The 23,162-nt window shown below is 37.5% G+C and carries 22 protein-coding genes; 18 read left to right on the top strand and 4 right to left on the bottom strand.

Annotated elements, in window-relative coordinates:
• Nucleotides 1–23: 23 nt before the first annotated feature.
• The 3 genes from fba to pgk all read right to left on the bottom strand — a co-directional run bounded on the left by fba (nt 24) and on the right by pgk (nt 2,739).
• Complete coding sequence (gene fba, locus MKX14_RS05575) at nt 24–1,061, bottom strand: class II fructose-bisphosphate aldolase (protein WP_016145083.1); 1,038 nt, start codon at nt 1,059–1,061, stop codon at nt 24–26.
• 121 nt (nt 1,062–1,182) lie between these two features.
• Nucleotides 1,183–1,428, bottom strand: coding sequence for a hypothetical protein (locus MKX14_RS05580; RefSeq protein ID WP_046811510.1), 246 nt, complete (start codon nt 1,426–1,428; stop codon nt 1,183–1,185).
• A gap of 123 nt (nt 1,429–1,551) precedes the next feature.
• Nucleotides 1,552–2,739: a phosphoglycerate kinase gene (gene pgk, locus MKX14_RS05585; protein WP_057070728.1), complete on the bottom strand. Its 1,188-nt coding sequence runs from the start codon at nt 2,737–2,739 to the stop codon at nt 1,552–1,554.
• Nucleotides 2,740–2,877: 138 nt separating this feature from the next.
• On the opposite strand from pgk, the gene MKX14_RS05590 reads away from it, so the two are divergent.
• The 14 genes from MKX14_RS05590 to putP all read left to right on the top strand — a co-directional run bounded on the left by MKX14_RS05590 (nt 2,878) and on the right by putP (nt 16,482).
• Nucleotides 2,878–3,261: a DUF2237 family protein gene (locus MKX14_RS05590; RefSeq protein ID WP_002121396.1), complete on the top strand. Its 384-nt coding sequence runs from the start codon at nt 2,878–2,880 to the stop codon at nt 3,259–3,261.
• Nucleotides 3,261–3,854, top strand: coding sequence for a Maf family protein (gene maf / locus MKX14_RS05595; RefSeq protein ID WP_046811512.1), 594 nt, complete (start codon nt 3,261–3,263; stop codon nt 3,852–3,854). The genes MKX14_RS05590 and maf overlap by 1 nt, the downstream gene beginning before the upstream one ends.
• A gap of 30 nt (nt 3,855–3,884) precedes the next feature.
• Nucleotides 3,885–5,048, top strand: coding sequence for a cupin domain-containing protein (locus MKX14_RS05600; protein WP_046811513.1), 1,164 nt, complete (start codon nt 3,885–3,887; stop codon nt 5,046–5,048).
• Nucleotides 5,049–5,401: 353 nt separating this feature from the next.
• The gene (locus tag MKX14_RS05605) at nt 5,402–5,965 is read left to right on the top strand and encodes a TetR/AcrR family transcriptional regulator (protein ID WP_002121343.1); all 564 of its coding nucleotides are present in this window, start codon (nt 5,402–5,404) and stop codon (nt 5,963–5,965) included.
• 469 nt (nt 5,966–6,434) lie between these two features.
• Nucleotides 6,435–6,746, top strand: coding sequence for an ArsR/SmtB family transcription factor (gene arsR, locus MKX14_RS05610; protein WP_046811514.1), 312 nt, complete (start codon nt 6,435–6,437; stop codon nt 6,744–6,746).
• 400 nt (nt 6,747–7,146) lie between these two features.
• Nucleotides 7,147–8,349 carry a serine/threonine transporter SstT gene (gene sstT / locus MKX14_RS05615; protein WP_046811515.1) on the top strand — a complete coding sequence of 401 codons (1,203 nt, stop codon included), beginning with the start codon at nt 7,147–7,149 and terminating at the stop codon, nt 8,347–8,349.
• A 4-nt stretch (nt 8,350–8,353) separates the two neighbouring features.
• Nucleotides 8,354–9,034, top strand: a complete 681-nt coding sequence (locus tag MKX14_RS05620) for a YoaK family protein (RefSeq protein ID WP_033849841.1) — start codon at nt 8,354–8,356, stop codon at nt 9,032–9,034.
• 3 nt (nt 9,035–9,037) lie between these two features.
• Nucleotides 9,038–9,574, top strand: a complete 537-nt coding sequence (gene yaiL / locus MKX14_RS05625; RefSeq protein WP_002121466.1) for a DUF2058 domain-containing protein — start codon at nt 9,038–9,040, stop codon at nt 9,572–9,574.
• 361 nt (nt 9,575–9,935) lie between these two features.
• Entirely contained in the window at nt 9,936–11,783 is a 1,848-nt protein-coding gene (locus tag MKX14_RS05630; RefSeq protein WP_240281973.1) for an ABC transporter ATP-binding protein, read from the top strand.
• A complete protein-coding gene (locus tag MKX14_RS05635; RefSeq protein WP_240281974.1) occupies nt 11,783–12,223 on the top strand; it encodes a MaoC family dehydratase in 441 nt (146 codons plus the stop codon). Before MKX14_RS05630 ends, MKX14_RS05635 begins: the two co-directional genes overlap by 1 nt.
• A 108-nt stretch (nt 12,224–12,331) precedes the next feature.
• A complete protein-coding gene (appY, locus tag MKX14_RS05640; protein ID WP_002121430.1) occupies nt 12,332–13,357 on the top strand; it encodes an AraC family transcriptional regulator in 1,026 nt (341 codons plus the stop codon).
• A gap of 37 nt (nt 13,358–13,394) precedes the next feature.
• Nucleotides 13,395–13,769, top strand: coding sequence for a glycine cleavage system protein GcvH (gcvH, locus tag MKX14_RS05645; RefSeq protein ID WP_005069578.1), 375 nt, complete (start codon nt 13,395–13,397; stop codon nt 13,767–13,769).
• Between the two features lie 102 nt (nt 13,770–13,871).
• Nucleotides 13,872–14,579: an SIR2 family NAD-dependent protein deacylase gene (gene npdA / locus MKX14_RS05650; RefSeq protein WP_240281975.1), complete on the top strand. Its 708-nt coding sequence runs from the start codon at nt 13,872–13,874 to the stop codon at nt 14,577–14,579.
• Nucleotides 14,580–14,991: 412 nt separating this feature from the next.
• On the top strand, nt 14,992–16,482 hold the full coding sequence (gene putP / locus MKX14_RS05655) for a sodium/proline symporter PutP (protein WP_108010357.1): 1,491 nt from the start codon (nt 14,992–14,994) through the stop codon (nt 16,480–16,482).
• 33 nt (nt 16,483–16,515) lie between these two features.
• Here the strand turns inward: putP and MKX14_RS05660 are convergent, their stop codons facing one another.
• Nucleotides 16,516–17,004, bottom strand: a complete 489-nt coding sequence (locus MKX14_RS05660; protein ID WP_004792785.1) for an Lrp/AsnC ligand binding domain-containing protein — start codon at nt 17,002–17,004, stop codon at nt 16,516–16,518.
• Between the two features lie 124 nt (nt 17,005–17,128).
• On the opposite strand from MKX14_RS05660, the gene putA reads away from it, so the two are divergent.
• The 4 genes from putA to MKX14_RS05680 all read left to right on the top strand — a co-directional run bounded on the left by putA (nt 17,129) and on the right by MKX14_RS05680 (nt 23,132).
• Nucleotides 17,129–20,881 carry a trifunctional transcriptional regulator/proline dehydrogenase/L-glutamate gamma-semialdehyde dehydrogenase gene (putA, locus tag MKX14_RS05665; protein ID WP_240281976.1) on the top strand — a complete coding sequence of 1,251 codons (3,753 nt, stop codon included), beginning with the start codon at nt 17,129–17,131 and terminating at the stop codon, nt 20,879–20,881.
• A 105-nt stretch (nt 20,882–20,986) separates the two neighbouring features.
• Nucleotides 20,987–21,460 carry a GrpB family protein gene (locus tag MKX14_RS05670; protein ID WP_240281977.1) on the top strand — a complete coding sequence of 158 codons (474 nt, stop codon included), beginning with the start codon at nt 20,987–20,989 and terminating at the stop codon, nt 21,458–21,460.
• Nucleotides 21,461–21,567: 107 nt separating this feature from the next.
• Entirely contained in the window at nt 21,568–22,653 is a 1,086-nt protein-coding gene (trmA, locus tag MKX14_RS05675) for a tRNA (uridine(54)-C5)-methyltransferase TrmA (protein ID WP_240281978.1), read from the top strand.
• A gap of 248 nt (nt 22,654–22,901) precedes the next feature.
• Nucleotides 22,902–23,132 carry a hypothetical protein gene (locus tag MKX14_RS05680; RefSeq protein ID WP_240281979.1) on the top strand — a complete coding sequence of 77 codons (231 nt, stop codon included), beginning with the start codon at nt 22,902–22,904 and terminating at the stop codon, nt 23,130–23,132.
• Nucleotides 23,133–23,162: the final 30 nt, after the last annotated feature.

Genomic DNA, 23,162 nt, shown 5'->3' on the forward strand with positions numbered 1-23,162 from the left:
TATAAATTAAACCCTAGCGGGAATTATTTATAACGATCAACCATTTTCTCTAAAGAAATTGGACGGATCTTGTCAGCATTACCAGCTGTACCAAACGCTTCATAACGATCAATACAAATTTGCTTCATTGAATCTACAGTTTTAGCAAAGTATTTACGTGGATCGAACTCAGATGGGTTTTCAGCCATAAACTGACGAATTGCACCAGTAGATGCTAAACGCAAGTCTGTATCGATATTAATCTTACGTACACCATGTTTGATTGCTTCTACAAGCTGTTCAACAGGTACACCATAAGTCTCTTTAATATCACCGCCAAACTCATTGATTACTTTCAACCACTCTTGCGGCACAGAACTTGAGCCATGCATAACAAGATGAGTATTTGGTAACGCCGCATGAATTTCTTTAATACGGTCAATCGCCAAGATATCGCCTGTAGGTGGACGAGTGAATTTGTAAGCACCATGTGAAGTACCTACAGCAATCGCCAATGCATCTACATTAGTATCGGCAACAAACTGAGTTGCTTCTTCAACAGAAGTAAGAAGTTGTGAGTGATCAAGGACACCTTCAGCACCAACACCGTCTTCTTCGCCAGCCATACCAGTTTCAAGGCTACCTAAACAGCCAATCTCACCTTCGACAGAAACACCACATGCATGTGCTAAAGCAACAACATTACGAGTTACATCAACATTGTATTCGTAAGAAGTAGGTGTTTTACCATCTGTACCTAATGAACCGTCCATCATCACTGAGCTAAAGCCAAGCTGAATTGAACGCTGACAGATATCAGGGCTTGTTCCATGGTCTTGATGCATTACCACTGGAATATGTGGCCATTCTTCAATTGCAGCCAAAATAAGATGGCGTAAGAATGGAGCGCCTGCATATTTGCGAGCTCCAGCTGATGCTTGAACAATTACAGGTGAATTGGTTGCATCCGCGGCAAGCATAATTGCACGCATTTGTTCTAAGTTATTTACGTTAAATGCTGGTACGCCGTAGTTATGTTCAGCAGCGTGATCCAAGAGCTGGCGCATTGAAATGAGTGCCATAATATCCTCCCAGGTAGTGCGGCTTATTCTACCCTGTCATTTATTTCAATTCAGCAACAAATCACAGTATTTCAAAAAAAATCCCTGCATTTGCAGGGATTTTTTAACAAAAAACAACAAATTAATGTGTTTCTGAAGCAGCAGCCTCACTTGGGGTACTACCTTCAACCACATCTGTATTCTTTTCATCTAGAACTGGCTTATCAATCGCATCAATTGCTGCTTGTTGCTCAGGCGTTACTTTTTCAGAAACAGCAGTAGATGCAGCTGATTCTTGGCTCGCTTGAGATGCTTCATCTTTTTTAGCACAAGCAGTTAACATCATCGGCACAATTAATACAGCAGCAAGTGTAAGCTTTAAATTCATCACTATTTTCCACAGTTGGTGATTTAATACTCGACATTTTATTGCAAATATATGACAGTTTCATGACTTATCAATGAAAAAGGGATTGGTTACCCAATCCCTTCTTATTTCTATATAACAGTATTAAGCACGTTCAAGCAAAACAGCAACTGCTGGCAATGTTTTTCCTTCAACAAACTCAAGGAATGCGCCACCACCTGTAGAAATATAACCAATTTGATCAGCGACGTTATATTTATCAATCGCAGCCAATGTATCTCCACCACCAGCGATTGAGAAACCTTCAGACTGAGCAACAGCAAGAGAAAGAGCTTTGGTACCCTCTCCAAATTGATCTACTTCAAATACGCCAACTGGACCGTTCCAAAGAATCGTTTTTGATGTTGTTAAAATATCAGCAAATGCTTTAGCAGTTTCCGGACCAACGTCTAAAATCATGTCATTCGCAGTCACATCTTCTACTTTCTTCACTACAGCTTGAGCTGCTGCTAAAGAACCTAAGAAATCTTCAAAATTAATTTGCGATGCATCAGCAACTACAACATCTGTAGGAAGTGGAACACTTACTTTAGCAGCAATTTGTTTAGCAGTTTCAACCAAGTCAGCTTCATATAATGATTTACCAACGTTAAAACCAGCAGCTGCCAAGAATGTATTTGCAATACCGCCACCAACGATCAGTTGATCACAGATACTAGAAAGTGAGTTTAAAACATCGAGTTTAGTTGAAACTTTAGAACCAGCAACAATTGCAACCATTGGTTTTTCAGGAGTTTGCATTGCACGGCCTAGTGCATCTAACTCAGCAGCCAACAAAGGACCAGCAGCAGCAACTGGAGCGAAACGAGCTACACCTTCAGTAGATGCTTCTGCACGATGAGCAGTACCAAATGCATCCATAACAAATACGTCACATAGTGCAGCATATTTTTGAGCGAGCTCTGGATTATTTTTCTTTTCGCCATGGTTAAAGCGTACATTTTCAAGCAATACAACTTGACCAGCTTCAACTTCAACGCCTTCTAGATAATCTGTTAATAATTTAACTTCTTGGCCCAATACTTCTGTTAAATAAGCAGCGACTGGTGCAAGTGATTGTTCTGGCTTTGGTTCACCTTCAACAGGACGACCTAGATGTGAACATACCATCACTGCTGCGCCTTTATCTAAAGCAGCTTTAATAGTTGGTAATGCTGCGCGTAAGCGAGCATCGCTAGTAATCACACCATTTTTGACAGGAACGTTTAAATCTTCACGAATAAGGACACGTTTGCCTGTTAAGTTAAGGTCAGTCATACGCTGAAAATTCATGTAAAGCTCTCTTTATGATTTTAAAAACGCGCCAATTTTAAATGATTACATCAAAAAAGGTTAGTTTTTTTGCATAAAAGCTGTAGAAAGCCCCAGTTTTGATTATGATAGAGGTAGTTATTTGATATTTCACCCATTATGTCTATTCATCCAGATCCACAAATCAATCGCTTAAATGTTTTAGGTGAACCTTTAGCAAGTTGTTGCTTTGACCCTATTACAGGCTATTTTAGAAATGGTTTCTGCCACACAGCAGTAACAGACCTTGGTCAGCACACCGTATGTGCACAAATGACCTCTGATTTCTTAAATTTCTCTCAGAAAATTGGTAATGATCTTATTACTCCTTTGCCAGAAGTAGGTTTCCCTGGTCTGAAACCAGGTGATTTCTGGTGTATCTGCGTAACTCGCTGGGTAGAGGCTTATCAAGCGGGTGAAGCACCTCCTATTAAAATACATGCATGTCATCAAGCTGTATTAAGCTATGTACCTTTAGATGTATTAATGGAATTTGCAGTGTAATGGTTCAGCCACAAATTATTTTGGCTTCGAGTAGTCAAACTCGCAAAGGCTTAATGGACCGTCTTGGAATTAATTATATTTGTATTAGTCCCGATATTGATGAAAGTCCTCGCGATGAAACCCATGCCGATGAACTTGCAAAAAGGCTCGCTTTCACAAAAGCTCAGGTGATTGCTGAACAGAACCCATCAGCCATCGTTATTGGTTCAGATCAAGTTGCTTGGCGAGAACACGCTCCGCATGACTTTATTGGCAAACCGATGACTATTGAAAATGCTAAAGCACAACTAGCAGATAATTCTGGTCGAACTGTTTTTTTTAGTACAGCGCTTAGCGTGCAATGGCTCGATAGAAACTTTGAACAAACGCTCGTTGAACATTATCAAGTTAAATTTCGAAACCTGAATCAAACTGAAATTGAACGATACGTTTTATTAGATCAGCCACTACATTGCGCAGGTAGCTTTAAGTGTGAAAGTTTAGGAATTAGCTTGTTTGAAAAAATGAGAGGCCAAGATCAGACCACACTTATGGGTCTTCCTATGATTCAACTTTGCCATATTTTAAGGCAACTTGATCTACAAATTCCTTAATTCTAGATATTTTATAAATAGGTTATTTCCATGACAGAATCTTTAGCAGTTTTAGGCGGTATTACTGCCGAGCAATTTTTAGCAGAGTATTGGCAGAAAAAACCTTTACTGGTGCGTAACGGATTGCCAGAGATTATAGGTCTTTTACAACCCCAAGATGTGCAAGAACTTGCCTTGGAAGAACATGCAAGTGCCAGACTGATTCGCCAAAAAGATAAAAATCCAAATGAATGGCACGTAAAGTCTTCACCTTTAACCAAAGGCGACTTTCAAAAGTTACCAAAATTATGGTCAATTTTAGTACAGGCAGTAGATCACTACTCTTTTGATCTTTCTGAACTTTGGAAAAAATTTCCTTTTATTCCTCAATGGCGCCGCGACGATATTATGGTGTCTTATGCGCCTAAGGGTGGTTCAGTTGGGAAACATTTCGATTTCTATGATGTGTTTTTAGTTCAGGGTCATGGTCATCGTCGCTGGCAGCTAGGTCAAATGTGCGATGTAAATACTGCATTTGTACCCAATCAACCATTAAAACTTTTGCCAGAAATAGATGTGCAATTTGATGAGGTTTTAGCACCAGGTGATTTACTCTATGTTCCACCTGGAATGGCCCATTATGGGGTTGCCGAAGATGACTGCTTAACATTCTCATTTGGCTTTCGCATGCCAAACGTTGCAGGAATGATGGAACGTATTAGCGATCAATTTTCAGCTAATACTTTACTTCAAAATCCTGTTGTAGATATCGCACGCAAACAAATGAGTCAAATTGGTGAAATTAACTCAACTGAACTAAGTTATCTAAAAGACCTAGTTTTAGCTCAGTTGCAAGATTCTGCAGCACTTGATGCCGCAATCATGTCATATATGAGCGAACCTAAATATCCAGATAATATCCCAGAACCTGACGAGATCGAAGCCGATGATCTTCAAGAGATCTTACATGAAGGCTATGAAGTTCTATTAGAACCTGCCTCTCGCCTACTTTATACAGAAAATAACGGAATTCTGAGCTTCTGGGGAAATGGCGAAGCGCTATGTATAGCTGAAACTTTCGCACCAAAATTAAAAGCTATTGCAGATGGAGAAAGCCTAGCTTTCGATAGCGAATTTAATGAGCCTGAAATCCTTGAGAATGTTGCTTACTTACTCAATGAATCTATTCTGATGCTTTTGCCTCCTTCAGAGTAAGAAACTTTAATAAAAGTGGACTTTTCAAAGCAACGGGAAGTCCACTTTTAAATTGGCCGACAAACTCAAAAATAAATTTGTTTTTGGGTTGATTTATTTCCCTTTTTAAATATTAAAGCAACCAATGGCAAAAATATTGAAGTTAAAAAATTTTGAAAAAGAAGTGTAATTATTTAAATATATAGCCTAGAACCCTTTACCTTTCCTTTAAAAGTAAAACTTCAGCGTTTAAAAAAATAATATCTTTTTTCTATCAATAACAAACAATACCTTGTAAAATTAAATTATCTAGATTCTCATTGATAAAGATCACCGTTCAAGCTAATAGCAATTCATTTGTGAGAGGCTAAAGTATGTCGAAAAAAGATGACATTATTAACACCGCATTAAGACTGTTTAACTCGTATAGCTATAATTCTATAGGTGTAGATCGCATCATTAATGAATCTGGCGTTGCAAAAATGACTTTCTATAAGCATTTTCCATCAAAAGAAAAATTAATTGAAGAATGTCTACTTCTTCGAAATACGCTTCTACAAAATTCTCTTACTTCTGCCTTATCAAAACATGATGAGTTAGACCCTCTTGCCAGAATTAAAGCAGTATTTTTATGGTATTCCGACTGGTTCAATAGCGAAGATTTTAATGGCTGTATGTTTCAAAAAGCCTTGGAAGAGGTTTTAAAACAATATCCTTCAACACATCAACCTGCCACTTTGTATAAAGCTTGGTTGACCCAACTCATGCAAAATCTTCTCAATCAATATGATGTAAAAGAGCCAGTTCCCCTATCTTTACTACTCGTTAATATTTTGGAAGGCATGACCATACAAGCTCAAGTCGAACATGGTTCAATAAAAATTAATGATTACTGGACTCGAGTAGAAAAACTAATCGATTTCGAACGAGCTGCGTAAAAAATAAAGCGTGATATTCTTCTTCTTATATTTAATGATTCTTCTTATGTATCACGCTGCGTCTGAAAGTCATTTTGGTTCACAATTAGACGTTTTTTTCGACCTTACCAAACCAAAATATACAGACCTGTCTGTACAAAACAGATTATATATTTAAAAAATAAAAACTCAATCTTTTTTTATAAATTGCTTGAAGATAAATTAGATTTAGCTATTTGTTAGAAGTAGTCTGGAAACTTTCTGGATTAATTTAAATTCACCTATACTTAACAATTACACTTATAACACAATGCAACACTTTGGACACAAAAGAAATACAAACGGTTGTTTTCAATTAGAAATAGTATCTATTTATCAGTTCACCTTATATTGCTTTTCAACAAAAACAATTGGATTGATTAGTTTTGCTACATTCATTTCCTTAAGATCAATCTATACTATGCCCGCTATATTGATATAGGTATAAAGTATGAAAGATGGACTCCAAATTGAAGAAATGAAAAATGCGGCTGACTCAGTCGTTGGAATTCTCAAATCTTTGGCTAATACAGATCGTTTATTAATTTTATGTCATTTAGCTTATGAGGAGTTAAATGTTTCCCAAATTGAAGAGAAGACCCAAATTACCCAACCTACTCTTTCACAACAGCTCATGATGCTACGTAAAAGTGATGTAGTATCAACTCGTCGTGATGGTAAGCAAATTTTTTACTCTATTAAGGATGACAATATGCATTCAATTTTAAATACACTTCATCAGTTGTACTGTGTAAGTAAATAATATTTTTAAATTATAATAATAGTAGTAATTTCCTGAAATATGCGATTTTTCAGCTTGAAAGCCTAGAGTTTAGTCGAAGCACAGAGTTTTGAAAATTCGCGTAGCTTTTCCCAGTTTTCAATTATATTTAATCTTTCATCCGTCTATTCCTATTTACTCTTTACGGTACTTTCTCATCTTTTCAATATAACGAGTTTCTTTATTGTGCAATTAACAGACAAAATCACTAATCCTAAAAATCAAAATTTTAAATTAATTAAAACAAAAACAATATTTTAATATTACCAATAATTATAAAAACTTATAGTTGTTATAAAAAAGCTTAAGATTCACATCACTTAAGTATAAAATACTCGGCTTGTTCAACCTTTAGCCATGATTAGGTTAATAAGGCCTTTATATGCTTGCATTCTTTTCTCGATTAAGCTTAGTCACTAAGATTATTATCGCCATTATTCTAGGGATAGGCGTTGCATTACTATTTCCGAACGTTACGCCTTACTTAAGTTTATTTGGTGAGCTTTTCATTAAAGCCTTAAAATCGGTTGCTCCTATTTTAGTTTTTGTATTGGTGCTTTCTTCTATTGCCAACTTCCAAGTAGGCCATAGTGCAAATTTACGCCCAGTCGTATTACTGTACGTTATAGGTATGTTACTAGCCGCTTTTAGTGCTGTTATTGCAAGTTTATCTTTCCCAAGCACTCTTTATCTCAACACGGTTTCTCATAATAATTTACAAGCGCCTGGTAGTCTCGCAGATATATTAAAAAACTTGCTATTAAGCTTTATTGCAAACCCTGTTCAAGCAATTAGTGAAGCTAATTTTATTGGTATCTTGGCTTGGGCGATTGGTTTAGGTTTAGCTATGCGCCATAGTTCAGATACTACTAAACAAGTAATGCAAGATGTTTCGCATGCTGTAAGTACTATTATTCATAAAGTAATTGCTTTTGCGCCAGTCGGTATTTTTGGTCTAGTTGCCGTAACATTTGCTGATGCCGGACTTGCAACGCTTGAGAGCTATGCACGCTTATTAATGGTATTAATAGGAACAATGTTATTTGTTGCTCTCGTAGTGAACCCAATTTTGGTGGGTTTAACTATCCGCAGCAATCCATACCCGTTAGTTTTTAAGTGTTTAAAAGAAAGTGGGATCACCGCTTTCTTTACACGAAGCTCAGCGGCAAACATTCCAGTTAACCTGGATTTGGCTGAACGTTTAGGTGTTAATCCATCGACAGCTAGTGTATCTATTCCATTAGGTGCAACTGTAAATATGGCTGGTGCAGCAGTGACAATTACTGTTCTCACCCTAGCAACTGTACACACACTTGGTATTCATGTTGATTTTGCAACAATGCTTATCCTATCAATTGTTGCTGCAGTTTCGGCATGTGGTGCTTCTGGTGTGGCAGGTGGTTCTTTACTTCTGATTCCGGTAGCTTGTAGTCTATTTGGTATTTCAACAGAGATTGCTATGCAAGTTGTAGCGGTTGGTATGATTATCAGTGTATTGCAAGACTCTACAGAAACAGCCCTTAACTCATCTACAGATGTATTATTTACCGCAGCTGTAGATATTCGCTCTAAGCAAGCGTCTTAAGAAAATGCCATTTCAACGTCTACCAAACTGGTTCCAACTTGGAGCCTTTTTGCTGGCATTTAATGCCGGAATGATTAATGTATTAGGGTTAATTACTCTTTTACATCAATCTATTTCACATATGACTGGCAACGTTAGTATGCTGGCTATGAGTTTGGTAGAGTGGCAACCAGAACATATCATTTTTTTACTTCTGGTGATTATTTGTTATGTTTGTGGTTCATTTTATAGTGGTTTTATTTTAGGTAGCAGTCATTTTCGACTAGGTCGTCGTTATGGCTTACCTTTGAGCCTTGTTGCCTTATTCATTTTCCTTTGCTGGCTATTGCTTCCTTATTTTCCACGCTATGGATTATTATGGGCTTGTACGGCAATGGGTTTACAAAACGCGATGGTAAGCCACTACAAAGGAACCATCATTCGAACTACCCATCTATCTGGCGTGCTGACTGATATTGGTTTAGCACTTGGATATAAAGCCAGAGGCTTAATTGTAGAAAATCGACGTATTGTTTTACATTTACTTATTCTTGCTGGCTTCCTGCTGGGTGGAATTCTTGCCGCTTCAGTACATCCATATTTGAAACTACAATCATTTTTATTGCCAGCAATTCTAAGCTTAGCCTTAAGTATTTCTTACTGGATAGTTTATCTCTATAGTACTTCAACTTCACACAAGGACTAAGACATGGTTAAAAATGCCTTACAAGCACAGCTATTAAAAGCTGGTTTAGTTGATAATAAAAAAGCAAAAAAATTAACAAAGCAAGCTCATCACGAACAACGTCTTGGGCTAAGCAATGAAGCTGAAATCAAAGCAAATATTGAAAAAGCTCAACAAGAAAAGTTAGCTAAAGATCAGGCTTTAAATTTAGAAAAACAGAAACAGCTTGAAGAAAAAGCACTTAAAGCGTCAATCATTCAGATGATTAAACAACATAAAATTACTGATTTTGCTGGTGATGTGGCTTATCAGTTTATTGATGAAAATAAAATCAAAAAAGTGTATCTATCTCAGCAAGTTTATAATGCACTTGTTGCAGGTAGCCTAGTTATTGCTAAAGATCAAGATCAATACGCCTATCTTCCAAAAGCTTTAGGTGAAAAAATTGATCAAAAAATGCAAGGCTTCATTTTGATTAATAATGCTGAGAAAAACGAACAAGCCACTGATGAGGAAGATCCATATGCAGCATATGTTATTCCAGACGACCTAATGTGGTAATACAATACTTAGGCCTTTATGACCCAAATCTAAAGGCCTTTTCTAATATGTGTAGCTGTAATAATTTAACAAATGTTCAAAATACTAAGAAAAAATACTTAAAGAATAAATTCCTTCACCCTTTATCTATTAATCTCGATATAATGAATAATACTTTTAGTCCTCGCGACGTTCTTGAAGGTTTCTTCAAGTCTCCTTTTTTGCGTCATATATTAATTTAAGACGTACAACATTATCAGTTCATGTGTATTTGCATATATTCACAAGATCGAAACCCTAAGTGATATTGATCTAACTGACTTTTTGCAAATTAAATTGCAAAGATTTAATTAAGTGGCTTTTGTCTCAAAGGTAGTAATTCATGCTGAAGTGGTTTGAAAAACTTGTAGACCCCTACCCAACTAAAGGTTTAGATGAACCTTTACCAACTCGTTTTTTCCCATTTGTTTGGCAAGCTACGGAAGGCCTACGCCCTTACTTATTCTTACTTATTCTTTTTACAGCAGGTGCTGCAAGCTTTGAAGCCTTACTTTTTTCAAAGATTGGACAACTCGTAGACTGGTTAAGTAAAAGTCATCCAGAAAGCTTTTTAAGTCAGCATGCTACTGATTTACTAATTTTGATTGCAGTCTTATTTACCAACATCTTTTTTGTAAATATTCAATCTATTATCAAACATCAAATTTTATATAGTACCTTCCCAATGCGTTTGCGCTGGCGCTTCCATAATCTTTTATTGAAACAAAGCTTGGACTTTTTCCATAATGACTTTGCAGGACGACTTTCTGCCAAAGTTATGCAAACAGCACTAGCAATCCGTGAGTTCTGGATTATTTTGGGTGACATGTTGGCCTACGTCAGCATTTACTTCATTACGGTCAGCATTGTTCTTGGCGCAATTTCACCAATTTTACTTATTCCACTTTTAGTTTGGTTAAGTCTTTTCTTATTAAGTGCATGGTTCTTCATCCCCCGCTTAAGTAAAGTTTCTCAACAACAAGCCGATGCTAGAGCGATCATGACGGGCCGCGTAACAGATGCATACACCAATATCCAAACAGTAAAACTATTTGCCCATGCTGGGCGCGAAAGCCAATACGCAAAAGCATCTATGAAAGAGTTTATGACTACAGTCTATGCTCAAATGCGTTTAGGCACCCTCTTTGAAGTCAGCATCAATATGTTGTCTGCTGTTTTGTTTGTAGGTGTAATTGGTACTTCTGTTTGGCTATGGACCCAAGGTTTAGCAGCATTAGGTGTAATCGCAGCAACTACTGCAATGATTTTAAAACTTAATAGTATGGCTGAATTTATGATGTGGCATATGTCAGCCTTATTTGAAAATGTTGGAACCATTCAAGATGGTATGCAAACATTAGGTAAAAAAATCAATATTCAAGACAAACCAGATGCGAAACCACTTAAAGTCACCAAAGGTGAGATTGTATTTAAAGATGTAAGCTTTGCTTATAACAATAAAAATGTGATTGATCACTTCAACTTGCATATTAAAGCAGGTGAAAAAATAGGAATTGTGGGCCGTTCTGGCGCAGGAAAGTCGACACTGATTCAGTTGCTTTTACATTTTTACCATCTTAAGCAAGGTGCCATTTTAATTGATGGCCAAAACATCGAAGATGTAACTCAAGATAGTTTAAGAGCTAATATTGCTTTAGTTACTCAAGATACATCTTTATTACATCGCTCAGTTGCAGAAAATATTAAATATGGTCGCCCTGATGCATCTGATGCAGATATGGAGAATGCTGTAAATAAAGCCAAAGCTGCTGAATTTATTCCGCAATTAGTTGATTTAAAAGGACGTAGTGGTTATAACGCTCAAGTAGGTGAACGTGGTGTTAAGCTTTCTGGCGGTCAAAGACAGCGTATTGCCATTGCACGTGTATTCTTAAAAGATGCTCCTATTCTTATTTTAGATGAAGCAACTAGTGCATTAGACTCAGAAGTTGAAGCAGCAATCCAGTCAAGTTTAAATGACCTGATGGTTGATAAAACCGTTATTGCAATTGCACACCGTTTATCTACTATTGCACAAATGGACCGTTTAATCGTTCTTGATGAAGGTCGAATTGCTGAGCAAGGAACTCATGAAGAGTTAATTGCGCAAAATGGTATATACGCACAGTTATGGAAACGTCAAACAGGCGGTTTCCTAATTGAACAAAAAGTATTACAGGGTCAAGATTAATGCTTTATTTAGAAGATTTGAAAATTGGTGATCGTTTCATTAGCCGTGAATATGAAATTACCTTAGATGAAATCAAAAAATTCGCAAGCTCCTATGACCCTCAACCCTTCCATATAGATGAAGAACAAGCTAAGCACGATCCAATTTTTCAAGGAATTGCTGCTAGCGGTTGGCATACTTCTGCAATTACTATGCGGTTATGGACGGAGTGTATGCCGATTCATGGCGGCCTAATTGGTTCAGAGTCTAGCTTACGGTGGCCACGCCCTACTCGACCAGGTGATAAAGTTCATGTGGAAGCAGAAATTTCAGCAATCACACCATCCAAAACAAAATTAGATCGTGGTATTGTAAGTTACGTTACGCAAGCCTTAAATCAAAATGGCGACGTATTACTTATTTCAACAACAAAAATTGTTGTCTTTAAAAAGAATGTTTAAAACATGGTTAATATGATTGTCTAACAGTTTTTATAAACTCAGATTATATTTCATGACAAGATGTGTAAGAAATGCATGTGACAAATTGATGAGAGCAATGGAACGCATATGAAAATTACCTCAGCTCGTCAAGATCAAGGTATTCCGGGTGTCTATGGCTTATTGCTATTAGATGTTGTTTCACGTTGGGGATATAACGATGAAACATTATTTGCTCCATTTCATCTTACTAGTGAGCAACTGGCCGATCCTGATTATCGTATTTCTACACCTGTAGCAAACGAACTGGTTAAACACGCGCTTAATTTAACTGGTGAAACTACGTTGGGTTACCACCTTGGTACTCAAATGCGTATTTCGATTCATGGCTTCATTGGCTATGCAATTATGACAGCCAAAGATATTACAGAAGCAATTGCTCTTGCAGCACGCTTTATTCAACTACGTCTACCTTTTTTACAACTCTATTTTTCAACGTTTGGGCCAAAAGCTACCCTACAATTACAGTGTGACATCGAACTAGAGCCTCTAAGAACAGAAATCGTTTTAGGTTTGACCATTGGTATTATGAGTATGGCCAAAGCGATTACGGGTATCGAAGATTTAGCTGGTGATGTAGATTTGGACTTTCCTGAACCAGAAGGCTTTGAAAAGTATAGAAATAAACTAAGCAGCACAATTCGCTTCAACCAGCCTCATTTGATTTCAAGTTTTGATAAAAAATACTTAGGAATTAAATTAGTTAATGCTGATCCTATCGCAAGTCAGGTTGCAATTAATCAGTGCGAAGCCGAACTGTCCGCTTTAGGTGAGCGCCGTCGCTTAGCAATGCGAGTTCGTGATATTTTAAGTAATTCTGAACAACATTATTTAAGCATTGAAAATGTAGCTGAATGTCTACACATGTCAGACCGCACACTAAAGCGCCAATTAGCGGCTGAAGGAACTTCATTTTCCACATTGGTTGATGAAGTACGTTATCGACATGCAACATCTTTACTTTCACGTACAGATTACAGTCTTGAACAAATTGCTGATGAACTTGGCTATTCGGACGTTGCAAATTTTAGCCGCGCTTTTAAACGCTGGAGTGGTCGCAGTCCGAGCAACTGGCGTAAAGACCCATACTTATAATGTTTAAAACTATTGGACACAAGCTTAAGGAGTTACCATGAATCATCCTTCTGAACTGAAGTATGCACGTACACATGAGTGGGTAAAGATTGAGGGTGATCTTGTTATTACAGGGATTACCGATCATGCACAAGATGAACTCGGCGATTTGGTTTACGTTGAAACTCCGGAAGTTGGGAGTAAAGTTACTGCTGGCGAACAAGCTGGTGTGGTTGAATCAGTAAAAACTGCTTCTGACATCCATGCTCCTGTTTCAGGCACTGTAGTAGAAGTAAATACTGACCTTGAAGATGATCCTGATTTTGTAAATGACGATCCATATGGAAAAGGCTGGATTTATAAAATCAAACCAGACAATATTGCAGATGTTGAAAAACTTTTAACAAATGCAGAATATGAAGCTGGCTTATAAAAGATAGCTATAGCTTTTCATATTTAATAAAAACCAGTTTAGTCTTAAACTGGTTTTTTCTTTATCTATTCAAAATCTATTCAAATTTAGTTTTACGAATCGGTGACTTCTATGACAAAGCTTGTTGTATTCTCTGGCGCTGGCATGAGTGCTGAAAGTGGAATTAGCACTTTTCGTGACAGTAATGGTCTATGGGAAAATTACGACATCCAACAAGTTGCCACACCTGAAGCATGGCAAAGGGATCCAGCCTTAGTTCAACGCTTTTATAATGAGCGACGTAAAAATATTTTAGAGGCTGAACCTAACGAAGCTCATCAATATATTGCCAAACTACAAGACTACTTTGACGTACAAGTGATTACTCAAAATATTGATGATTTACATGAACGGGCTGGAAGTTCCAAAGTTTTACATTTGCATGGAAATATTCGTTTAGCGAAAAGCTCTGGCCCGAATGCTCAATTTACAACTCGGTTTTACGATATTAATGGCTGGAAGCTAGATTTAGAACAAGACTTTTGCCCAGATGGCTATCCGCTGCGTCCACATGTAGTCTGGTTCGGTGAAGCTGTACCTGCCTATGAAGAAGCAATTCAATTAGTACAGAGTGCAGATATTTTTATTGTGATCGGCTCGACATTAAGCGTATATCCTGTTGCGGCTTTAGTACATGAAATTTCAGATCAATGTAAAGCCTACTATATAGATCCAAATGCGGATCATCTGCGTGTTCCTCATCAATATGAATTATTAAAAATGTCAGCGACCCAAGGAATGCATAAACTTTTTGAAAATTTAATCGGCTAATTGCTATTTTTAGACACTAAATAAGCCCAACGTACATAAAAAAAATTATTAATTGAACAAAAAATTGTCGATTTTTTTTAACTTTATTTTAAATTTCTATAAATTTTTTTTGACCAATAACCTATTTATAACCCTACATGAATTTAGTTTTTTTCAGAATGGCGTTTTTTTGCAGAAAAAATTTAAAAAATAAATATTAAAAAATTATAAGTTAATGATTAATATTATAATTTTATATCTATAAAATCAATTTATTTTAAGTTACACAATGATACAAAAGTACAATATAAAAATAACAGTGCAAAAAAAATCTTTTGTGGTTGAATCTCAACCTCTTGGATGCCGTACAAGAAAACAGCGACCTGGATTAGGTTACAATCACGGATTATGGATATAAGGACACACATCCATTATGAGTTATTTTGATCCCACCCTCATCATGTTTATGGTGTACATCGTAGCAATGGTACTTATTGGCTTATTTGCCTACCGTGCTACAAGCGACTTCTCAGATTATATTCTCGGTGGTCGTAGTTTAGGCAGTTTCGTAACTGCATTATCCGCAGGCGCATCAGACATGAGTGGTTGGCTGCTCATGGGTTTACCAGGCGCAATTTATCTTTCTGGTTTATCTGAAGCGTGGATTGCAATTGGTCTCATTATCGGTGCTTGGCTTAACTGGCTACTGGTTGCTGGTCGATTACGCGTTCATACTGAAATTCAAAATAATGCACTGACTTTGCCAGATTATTTTACAAGCCGTTTTGACGATCAGAAAAAAGTACTTCGTATTTTCTCTGCCGTTATCATCTTGGTTTTCTTTGCAATTTACTGTGCTTCAGGCATGGTAGCAGGCGCCCGTCTATTTGAAAATTTATTCGGCATGTCGTATACAGCTGCAATCTGGCTTAGCGCAATTGCGACCATCAGTTATGTTTGTATTGGTGGATTCTTAGCAATTAGCTGGACCGATACGTTCCAAGCTGGCTTAATGATTTTTGCACTCTTGCTTACTCCAATTGTGACTTACCTTGCGATTGGCGATACAACGCAGTTTGTGACACTCATTGAAACTGCTCGCCCACATGCGTTTAACATCATTTCCGATTTGAGTGTTGTGGCGGTTCTCTCCTCCATGGCATGGGGCTTAGGTTACTTTGGCCAGCCACATATTCTTGTGCGCTTCATGGCAGCTGACTCTGTAAAATCAATTCCTGCTGCTCGTCGCATTGGTATGACTTGGATGATTTTATGCCTAATCGGCGCTGTAGGTGCTGGTTTCTTCGGTATTGCTTACTTCCAACAACACCCTGAATTAGCAGCAGTTGTAAGTAAAAATCCTGAAACTGTATTTATGGAATTGACTAAAATCTTATTCAATCCATGGATTGTAGGTATCATTCTGGCTGCGATTTTAGCTGCTGTGATGAGTACATTGAGCTGCCAACTTTTGGTATGTTCAAGTGCACTAACAGAAGATTTGTACAAAGGCTTTATTCGTAAGAATGCATCTCAAAAAGAGCTTGTATGGGTTGGACGACTCATGGTTCTTGCGATTGCTCTTCTTGCGATTGTTCTTGCTGGTAATCCAGACAGTAAAGTTCTTGGTCTTGTTGCCTATGCATGGGCTGGCTTCGGTGCTGCATTCGGTCCGCTTATCATCTTGTCATTGTTCTGGAAACGTATGAATTTACAAGGTGCTTTAGCGGGTATGATCGTTGGTGCAGTTGTAGTCATTGGCTGGAAAAATCTTTTCGCAGACACTGGTGTTTACGAAATTATCCCAGGCTTTATCCTTGCATTTATCAGCATCATTGTAGTGAGTCTTTTAACTAAAGCGCCAAATACAACAGTAACTGGCCGCTTTGAAAAAGCAGATGAACTCTACAAAGAAAGTGTATAAGTTATTGAAATAAATAAAGGGGCTTCGGCCCCTTTATTTATTTTTAGTTTTGATTTTAATTTTTGAAGTATCTTTTACAACTTGCATAACTGGATAACTACGAGTCTCTTTTACCCCTGGTAATTGCCACAGTACCTGCCCTGCAATTCGTCTAAACTCTTCCATGCTGCCACTTCGTAATTTAATTAAAAAATCAAAGCCACCGCTCACCATATGACATTCAACAATTTCTGGATAGTGAACCACAGCATCAATAAACTCATCTAAAACATTAGGTGTGGTTTTATCTAGTAACACTTCTACGAACACCAAAAAATTTGCGTTTAACTTAACCGGATTTAATTTAGCTTCATATCCTAAGATGAATTCATCTTTCGTTAATTTTTGAACTCGGGCCATCACTGCTGTTGGAGACAAGTTAACAAGTTCCGCCAATTTACTATTAGAAATTCGCCCATCTGTTTGAAGAATATCCAAAATTTTTAAATCAGTGCGGTCAAGGCTTAAAATTGGGCCATTCATCTGAATTTTCCTCTAAAAAATTGGCTAAATATAGTGAGTTATTCGGTGTTTCTTCTGTAATGATAAATTATCTAAACCTCTCTACTCAAGATGAGTTTACGAGAGCTGGTTGGCGGAAACAGATATGAACACAATGGATACTTTTCATCAAATGGATAAATCTCACCAAGGCTATATCACCGAATTCAACGATAAAAGTGAGTTTGAACAACGCATCAATACAGCTTGGCGACGTGCTGAACCAGAAGCTGTAGAAGAGCTATTACAAGCTGCCGCGGTATCTGATGATTTAGATCATAAAATTTATGATCTTGCTTTTAATCTTGCCAATAATTTACGTGAACGTAAGACCTCTTCGGGTAAAGCAGGTATTGTTCAAGGGTTATTACAAGAATTCTCTCTTTCTTCACAAGAAGGCGTGGCGCTCATGTGTCTTGCCGAAGCTTTGCTTCGTATTCCAGACTCAGCAACACGTGATTTGCTTATTCGAGATAAAATCAATCAAGGTAACTGGAAAGAACATGTTGGCCAAAGCAGCTTAATGTTTGTAAATGCTGCAGCATGGGGACTCATGTTAACTGGTAAGCTCATGGAAACTCCTAAGCAAACCAGTCTTTCAAGTGTACTTACTGGCCTTTTAGCTCGTAGTGGACGTGGCATTATTCGTAAAGCTGTTGACGTTGCAATGCGTATGATGGGTGAACAGTTTGTGACTGGTGAAACCATTGAAGAAGCTGTAGACCATGCGAAAGTACTCGAAGACAAAGGTTTCCGCTATTCTTACGATATGTTAGGTGAAGCAGCCTTAACCGAACATGATGCTGAACGTTACTTTAACGATTATACGCAAGCCATTCATGCAATTGGTAAAGCATCTAATGGTAAAGGCGTTTATGATGGCCCGGGCATTTCAATTAAGCTTTCTGCTTTACACCCTCGTTATCAACGCGCGCAAATTGAACGTGTTCATCAAGAACTTTACGGCAAAGTATTTGAACTCGCTCGTTTGGCTAAAAAGTACAATATTGGCTTAAATATCGATGCTGAAGAATCAGAACGTTTAGAAATTTCTCTTGAGTTACTAGAACGCCTTTGCTTCGAGCCAGAACTTGCAAACTGGAAAGGTATTGGCTTCGTTATTCAAGCTTACCAAAAACGCTGTTTCTTCGTGGTTGATTATATTATTGACCTTGCTAAACGCAGCCAAAAGCGTCTCATGATTCGCCTTGTGAAAGGTGCGTACTGGGATAGCGAGATTAAGAAAGCGCAAATCGAAGGCATGGATGACTATCCTGTCTTTACTCGTAAAGTACATACAGACTTATCTTATATCGCTTGTGCTAAAAAATTACTTGCAGCACCTGAGTTTATCTATCCGCAATTTGCAACTCATAATGCTCAAACATTGGCAACGATCTACCATTTAGCGGATCCAAGCAAATATTATGCTGGTCAATATGAATTCCAATGCTTACATGGCATGGGCGAACCGCTTTATGAACAAGTTGTTGGTCCACGCGAGCAAAATAAATTAGGCGTACCATGCCGTATTTATGCTCCTGTTGGTAACCACGAAACGTTGTTAGCTTATTTGGTACGTCGTTTACTCGAAAATGGCGCGAATACTTCATTCGTTAACCGTATTGCCGATAAAACACTTAAAGTTGAAGATCTGATTCAGTCTCCAATTTATGATATTCGCGCTGCAGCTAAGCTCGAAGGTTCAGTTGGTTTAAAACATCCATCTATTCCACTACCTTTAGATATGTACGGAACGCTTCGTAAAAACTCTAAAGGCTATGATTTAGCAAATGACACGCCACTTGCAGCCTTAGATAACACAGCTCAAGAATTACGTAATCGTATTTGGCAAAGTCATCCATTATTAGCAAACAGTGATTTGTTAGAACAAAGTCATTCTGTTGCAATTACAAACCCAGCACAAAATGATGAAATTGTTGGGTATGTACAAGAAGCTGATCTTAAACATGTAGAAATTGCGCTTAACGCAGCTGAACAAGCACAATCAGAATGGTCAAATACGCCTAAAGAGCAACGTGCTCAATATTTAAAACGTGCAGCTGACCTGATGGAAAGTCGCATTCAAGAATTGATGGTTTTACTTTGCCGTGAAAGCGGTAAAACTTATGCAAACGCGATTGCAGAAGTTCGTGAAGCTGTAGATTTCTTACGTTACTACGCAACTCAAGTTGAGAATCTTGCTGCAAATACAGTTATTCAGCCTTTAGGTACTGTACTTTGTATTAGCCCATGGAACTTCCCTCTTGCAATTTTCTCAGGCCAAATTGCTGCAGCATTAGTCAGTGGTAACTGCGTTATTGCTAAACCTGCTGAACAAACCCCATTAATCGCAGCTCAAGCAGTTCAGATTTTATGGGAAGCTGGTATTCCACATGGTGCTGTACAGTTACTTCCTGGCCGCGGTGAGACAGTCGGTGCTCAGCTTAGCCAAGATAGCCGTATCGATGGCATTATGTTTACTGGCTCGACTGAAGTTGCAAAAATTTTACAGAAAACTGTTGCGAAACGTTTATCTGAAAATGGTCAATCTATTCCTCTCATTGCAGAGACTGGCGGTCAAAACGCAATGATTGTGGACTCATCAGCATTAACTGAACAAGTCGTACTCGATGTTGTAAGTTCTGCTTTTGATAGCGCGGGTCAACGTTGCTCTGCTTTACGTATTTTATGTGTGCAAGAAGACAGTGCTGCAACCGTTATTAAAATGCTTAAAGGCGCAATGCAACAGTTGATCGTAGGTAACCCTGCGATTTTAAAAACTGACATTGGTCCTGTTATTGATGACGAAGCAAAACAGACGATTGATCAACACATCCAGAAAATGAAGTCGAAAGGCTATCCAGTACATCAGTTGATGTTTGGTGCAACAAGTCAGAATGAACTAGATAAAGGAACCTTTGTTGTACCAACAGCAATTGAACTCCCTAACCTTGATGACTTGCAGCGCGAAGTTTTTGGTCCAGTTCTACACATCATTACCTATAAGTATGGTGAGCTTGAGCAGTTGATCTCACGCATTAATGCCAAAGGTTATGGTTTAACAATGGGTCTGCATACCCGTATTGATGAGACCATCCAAACTGTCATTCAACATGCTGAAGTTGGTAACCTTTATATTAACCGTAATATTGTTGGTGCTGTCGTTGGTGTACAGCCATTCGGTGGTGAAGGTCTATCTGGTACAGGCCCGAAAGCTGGTGGTCCACTTTATATGTACCGCTTAATGCAGCATTGTTCTAACAAAGTATTAGCAACACCATTTGCTATGAAGAATGAGCAAACTGCTTTTGAAGGCTTTAACCGAGAGATTTATCAGAGCTTACAAAATTGGGCGAAACAGCATTTACCGCAAGCAAATCGTGAGATTGAACCATTTGGTGTAGGTAAATTCTATGAGTTACAAGGCCCTACTGGGGAAAGTAACCAATATATTATTTTGCCGCGTCATCGTGTACTTTCTATCGCAGATACAGAACAAAATCAGTTGCATCAGTTACTCGCAATTTTTGCAGTGGGTAGCCAAGCGGCCGTAATGCCAAATAGTCCGTTATTGGCAAAATACAAACAAACATTGCCAAAAGATGTGCTTGCTGCAATTACTACAGTTAAAAATATCGCATCAGATGATTTTGATGCAGTTTTACATCATGGTAATCGCGAAGAGATCTTCTCATTACAGCAAGAGATTGCTACTCGCTCTGGTGCAATTGTCGGTATTACCCATGTTGAGCCGAATGAAACTATTCCACTTGAACGTTTAGTGATTGAACGTGCAATTAGTGTGAATACAGCTGCAGCTGGTGGTAACGCAAGCTTAATGACAATGACTGATTAATCGATAATTTTCAAAAAAAGCCCGAATCTCAGTATTTGGGCTTTTTTATTTAATAAAGTAATCTATTCTTAACTATTTAATTTTTATCAAATTGAGATTCTAATAATGGTCTTTTTAGAACCAGAACAATATCAACAAAGATGCACTCAACTTTTTAATTCATATCAAAAAGACATTTCCACACTTCTACCATTTGCCAAAATTGAGCATATTGGTTCATCTGCAATACCGAATGCAATTTCAAAAGGTGATTTAGATATTTATATTGAAGTTATACCTGAGCAATTCGAATTCGCAATAGAACAATTAAAAACACTTAACTTTATCGAAAAACAAAATACATTAAGACCACATGAGCTTTGTATGCTCGAATCACTCAACAATGATGATGTAGCATTTCAAATTGTAGTCACGGATTCAATATTCACATTTTTCTTAACCTTTAAAAATAAGCTTATAAGCTCACCCAAGTTGGTTAATGAATATAATGAATTAAAATTACAGTGTAGCCATTTAGACCCCGATCAATATAGAACAATAAAATCAGATTTTATTAATCGCATTTTAAATCATCTCTAGTTTAGGTACCTCTTTTCTCTTATGTATATCTGGTTAAAATTGGCTCCTGTAAGCTCAATTTTTTTGATACCATTCACTATTTGATTCTGTCTAAATTTTCTTTGTCTATGACCTCTTCTTATCGTCAACAACTTCAAGCTAAAATTGAACGCATTACTACTCAATTTTCTGAATTTACACCACCTACATTAGAAGTGTTTGAATCACCTGAACAACATTTCCGTATGCGTGCTGAATTTCGTATCTGGCATACAGAAAATGATATGTTCTATGCCATGTTTGAGCGTAACGATGACGACAAGCAAAAAACCGTTGTACGCATTGATGAGTTTCCAATTGCAGATCAAAGTATCAATGATTTAATGCCAAAACTTTTGGAAGAACTTAAGGCTGAGTCTAAGCTTTCTAATCGTTTATTTGAAGCTGATTTCCTCGCAACACTTAGCGGAGAAATGTTGGTTACCCTCATTTATCACCGTAAACTGGATCAAGAATGGGAACAAGCCGCTAAAGCGCTTGCCGATAAATTAGATATTAAAATTATGGGCCGTAGTCGTGGCCAGAAAATTGTTATTGGCGATGATTTCGTCGTTGAAGAATTCGAACTTTTAAATCGTTCATTTAAATACAAGCAAATCGAAAGTAGCTTTACCCAGCCTAATGCACAAGTTTGCAAAAAAATGCTGCAATGGGCATGTGATGCAGCTGAAGGATCAAAGAAACACTTGTTAGAACTCTATTGTGGTAATGGTAATTTTACGCTTCCACTCTCTTTAAAGTTCGAACGAGTGCTTGCTACTGAGCTTGCAAAATCATCTGTTTATGCTGCTCAATGGAACATAGAACAAAACCAAATTGATAATATTCAAGTAGCACGTCTCTCGGCTGAAGAGTTTACTCAAGCTTATCAAGGTGAGCGTGAATTCCGCCGTCTACATGAAGCGAATATTGATATTCAGAGTTATGACTTTGACACCGTATTTGTAGATCCACCGCGTGCAGGAATTGATGATGAGACTTTAAAACTTCTACAAGGCTTTGAACGTATTATCTACATTTCATGTAATCCTGACACGTTATATGAAAATTTAAAGACACTCAGTCAAACTCATCGAGTGACTAAATTCGCCTTATTTGATCAGTTCCCTTATACGCATCATGTCGAGTCTGGTGTTTTACTTGAGAAGATTTAAACAAAATCTTTCATTGTAAATTTTTAAGTAAGGAGGTTACATACCTCCTTATTTTTTAATGATTTATTAGTTAAGTATTTAAATTTTCAAAAAATATCAAGTCATCTATTCGTCATAATTTCGTTTAACTCAAGCATTCCCATCGAAAATTCTCGAGTTCAATTGGTGGATTTATCACTTATGGAGTCTTGTATTTTATTTTAAATTGGCTATATTTCGAGCTATGTTAGGTTGTATATGAAGGCTCTATGAGTTTTTGGCAAAAGCTGTTCTTGGCAGATCAACAGCATAACGAGCATAAAAACCAAACTGCTTGTGTTGAAAATGACTGCTCATGTAAAACTAATGAACAACTTCTAAGTGCACTTGCACAAGCAACAGATGAAGATGTCATTAAGGGAATTAAAAAAGTTCTTATTTCCCGTGGTTATAGCCGAAAAGAGTTAAATGAACTCACTGAAAAACCATCTATTCATTAATTAAAAAGCCAGTCTTGTACTGGCTTTTTT

Origin of the sequence: Acinetobacter pittii (assembly GCF_022449185.1) — a bacterium.
GTDB classification, from domain to species: domain Bacteria; phylum Pseudomonadota; class Gammaproteobacteria; order Pseudomonadales; family Moraxellaceae; genus Acinetobacter; species Acinetobacter pittii_I.

Bases quoted from the DNA above. Each gene is read 5' to 3' on its own strand.
- putP (WP_108010357.1), top strand. From the start codon at position 14,992: ATGAGTTATTTTGATCCCACCCTCATCATGTTTATGGTGTACATCGTA.
- MKX14_RS05590 (WP_002121396.1), top strand. From the start codon at position 2,878: ATGTCTATTCATCCAGATCCACAAATCAATCGCTTAAATGTTTTAGGT.
- fba (WP_016145083.1), bottom strand. From the start codon at position 1,061: ATGGCACTCATTTCAATGCGCCAGCTCTTGGATCACGCTGCTGAACAT.
- MKX14_RS05620 (WP_033849841.1), top strand. From the start codon at position 8,354: ATGCCATTTCAACGTCTACCAAACTGGTTCCAACTTGGAGCCTTTTTG.
- MKX14_RS05635 (WP_240281974.1), top strand. From the start codon at position 11,783: ATGCTTTATTTAGAAGATTTGAAAATTGGTGATCGTTTCATTAGCCGT.
- maf (WP_046811512.1), top strand. From the start codon at position 3,261: ATGGTTCAGCCACAAATTATTTTGGCTTCGAGTAGTCAAACTCGCAAA.
- trmA (WP_240281978.1), top strand. From the start codon at position 21,568: ATGACCTCTTCTTATCGTCAACAACTTCAAGCTAAAATTGAACGCATT.
- MKX14_RS05680 (WP_240281979.1), top strand. From the start codon at position 22,902: ATGAGTTTTTGGCAAAAGCTGTTCTTGGCAGATCAACAGCATAACGAG.
- pgk (WP_057070728.1), bottom strand. From the start codon at position 2,739: ATGAATTTTCAGCGTATGACTGACCTTAACTTAACAGGCAAACGTGTC.
- sstT (WP_046811515.1), top strand. From the start codon at position 7,147: ATGCTTGCATTCTTTTCTCGATTAAGCTTAGTCACTAAGATTATTATC.
- appY (WP_002121430.1), top strand. From the start codon at position 12,332: ATGAAAATTACCTCAGCTCGTCAAGATCAAGGTATTCCGGGTGTCTAT.
- gcvH (WP_005069578.1), top strand. From the start codon at position 13,395: ATGAATCATCCTTCTGAACTGAAGTATGCACGTACACATGAGTGGGTA.
- MKX14_RS05600 (WP_046811513.1), top strand. From the start codon at position 3,885: ATGACAGAATCTTTAGCAGTTTTAGGCGGTATTACTGCCGAGCAATTT.
- arsR (WP_046811514.1), top strand. From the start codon at position 6,435: ATGAAAGATGGACTCCAAATTGAAGAAATGAAAAATGCGGCTGACTCA.
- MKX14_RS05670 (WP_240281977.1), top strand. From the start codon at position 20,987: ATGGTCTTTTTAGAACCAGAACAATATCAACAAAGATGCACTCAACTT.
- yaiL (WP_002121466.1), top strand. From the start codon at position 9,038: ATGGTTAAAAATGCCTTACAAGCACAGCTATTAAAAGCTGGTTTAGTT.
- MKX14_RS05605 (WP_002121343.1), top strand. From the start codon at position 5,402: ATGTCGAAAAAAGATGACATTATTAACACCGCATTAAGACTGTTTAAC.
- MKX14_RS05630 (WP_240281973.1), top strand. From the start codon at position 9,936: ATGCTGAAGTGGTTTGAAAAACTTGTAGACCCCTACCCAACTAAAGGT.
- MKX14_RS05580 (WP_046811510.1), bottom strand. From the start codon at position 1,428: ATGAATTTAAAGCTTACACTTGCTGCTGTATTAATTGTGCCGATGATG.
- putA (WP_240281976.1), top strand. From the start codon at position 17,129: ATGAACACAATGGATACTTTTCATCAAATGGATAAATCTCACCAAGGC.
- MKX14_RS05660 (WP_004792785.1), bottom strand. From the start codon at position 17,004: ATGAATGGCCCAATTTTAAGCCTTGACCGCACTGATTTAAAAATTTTG.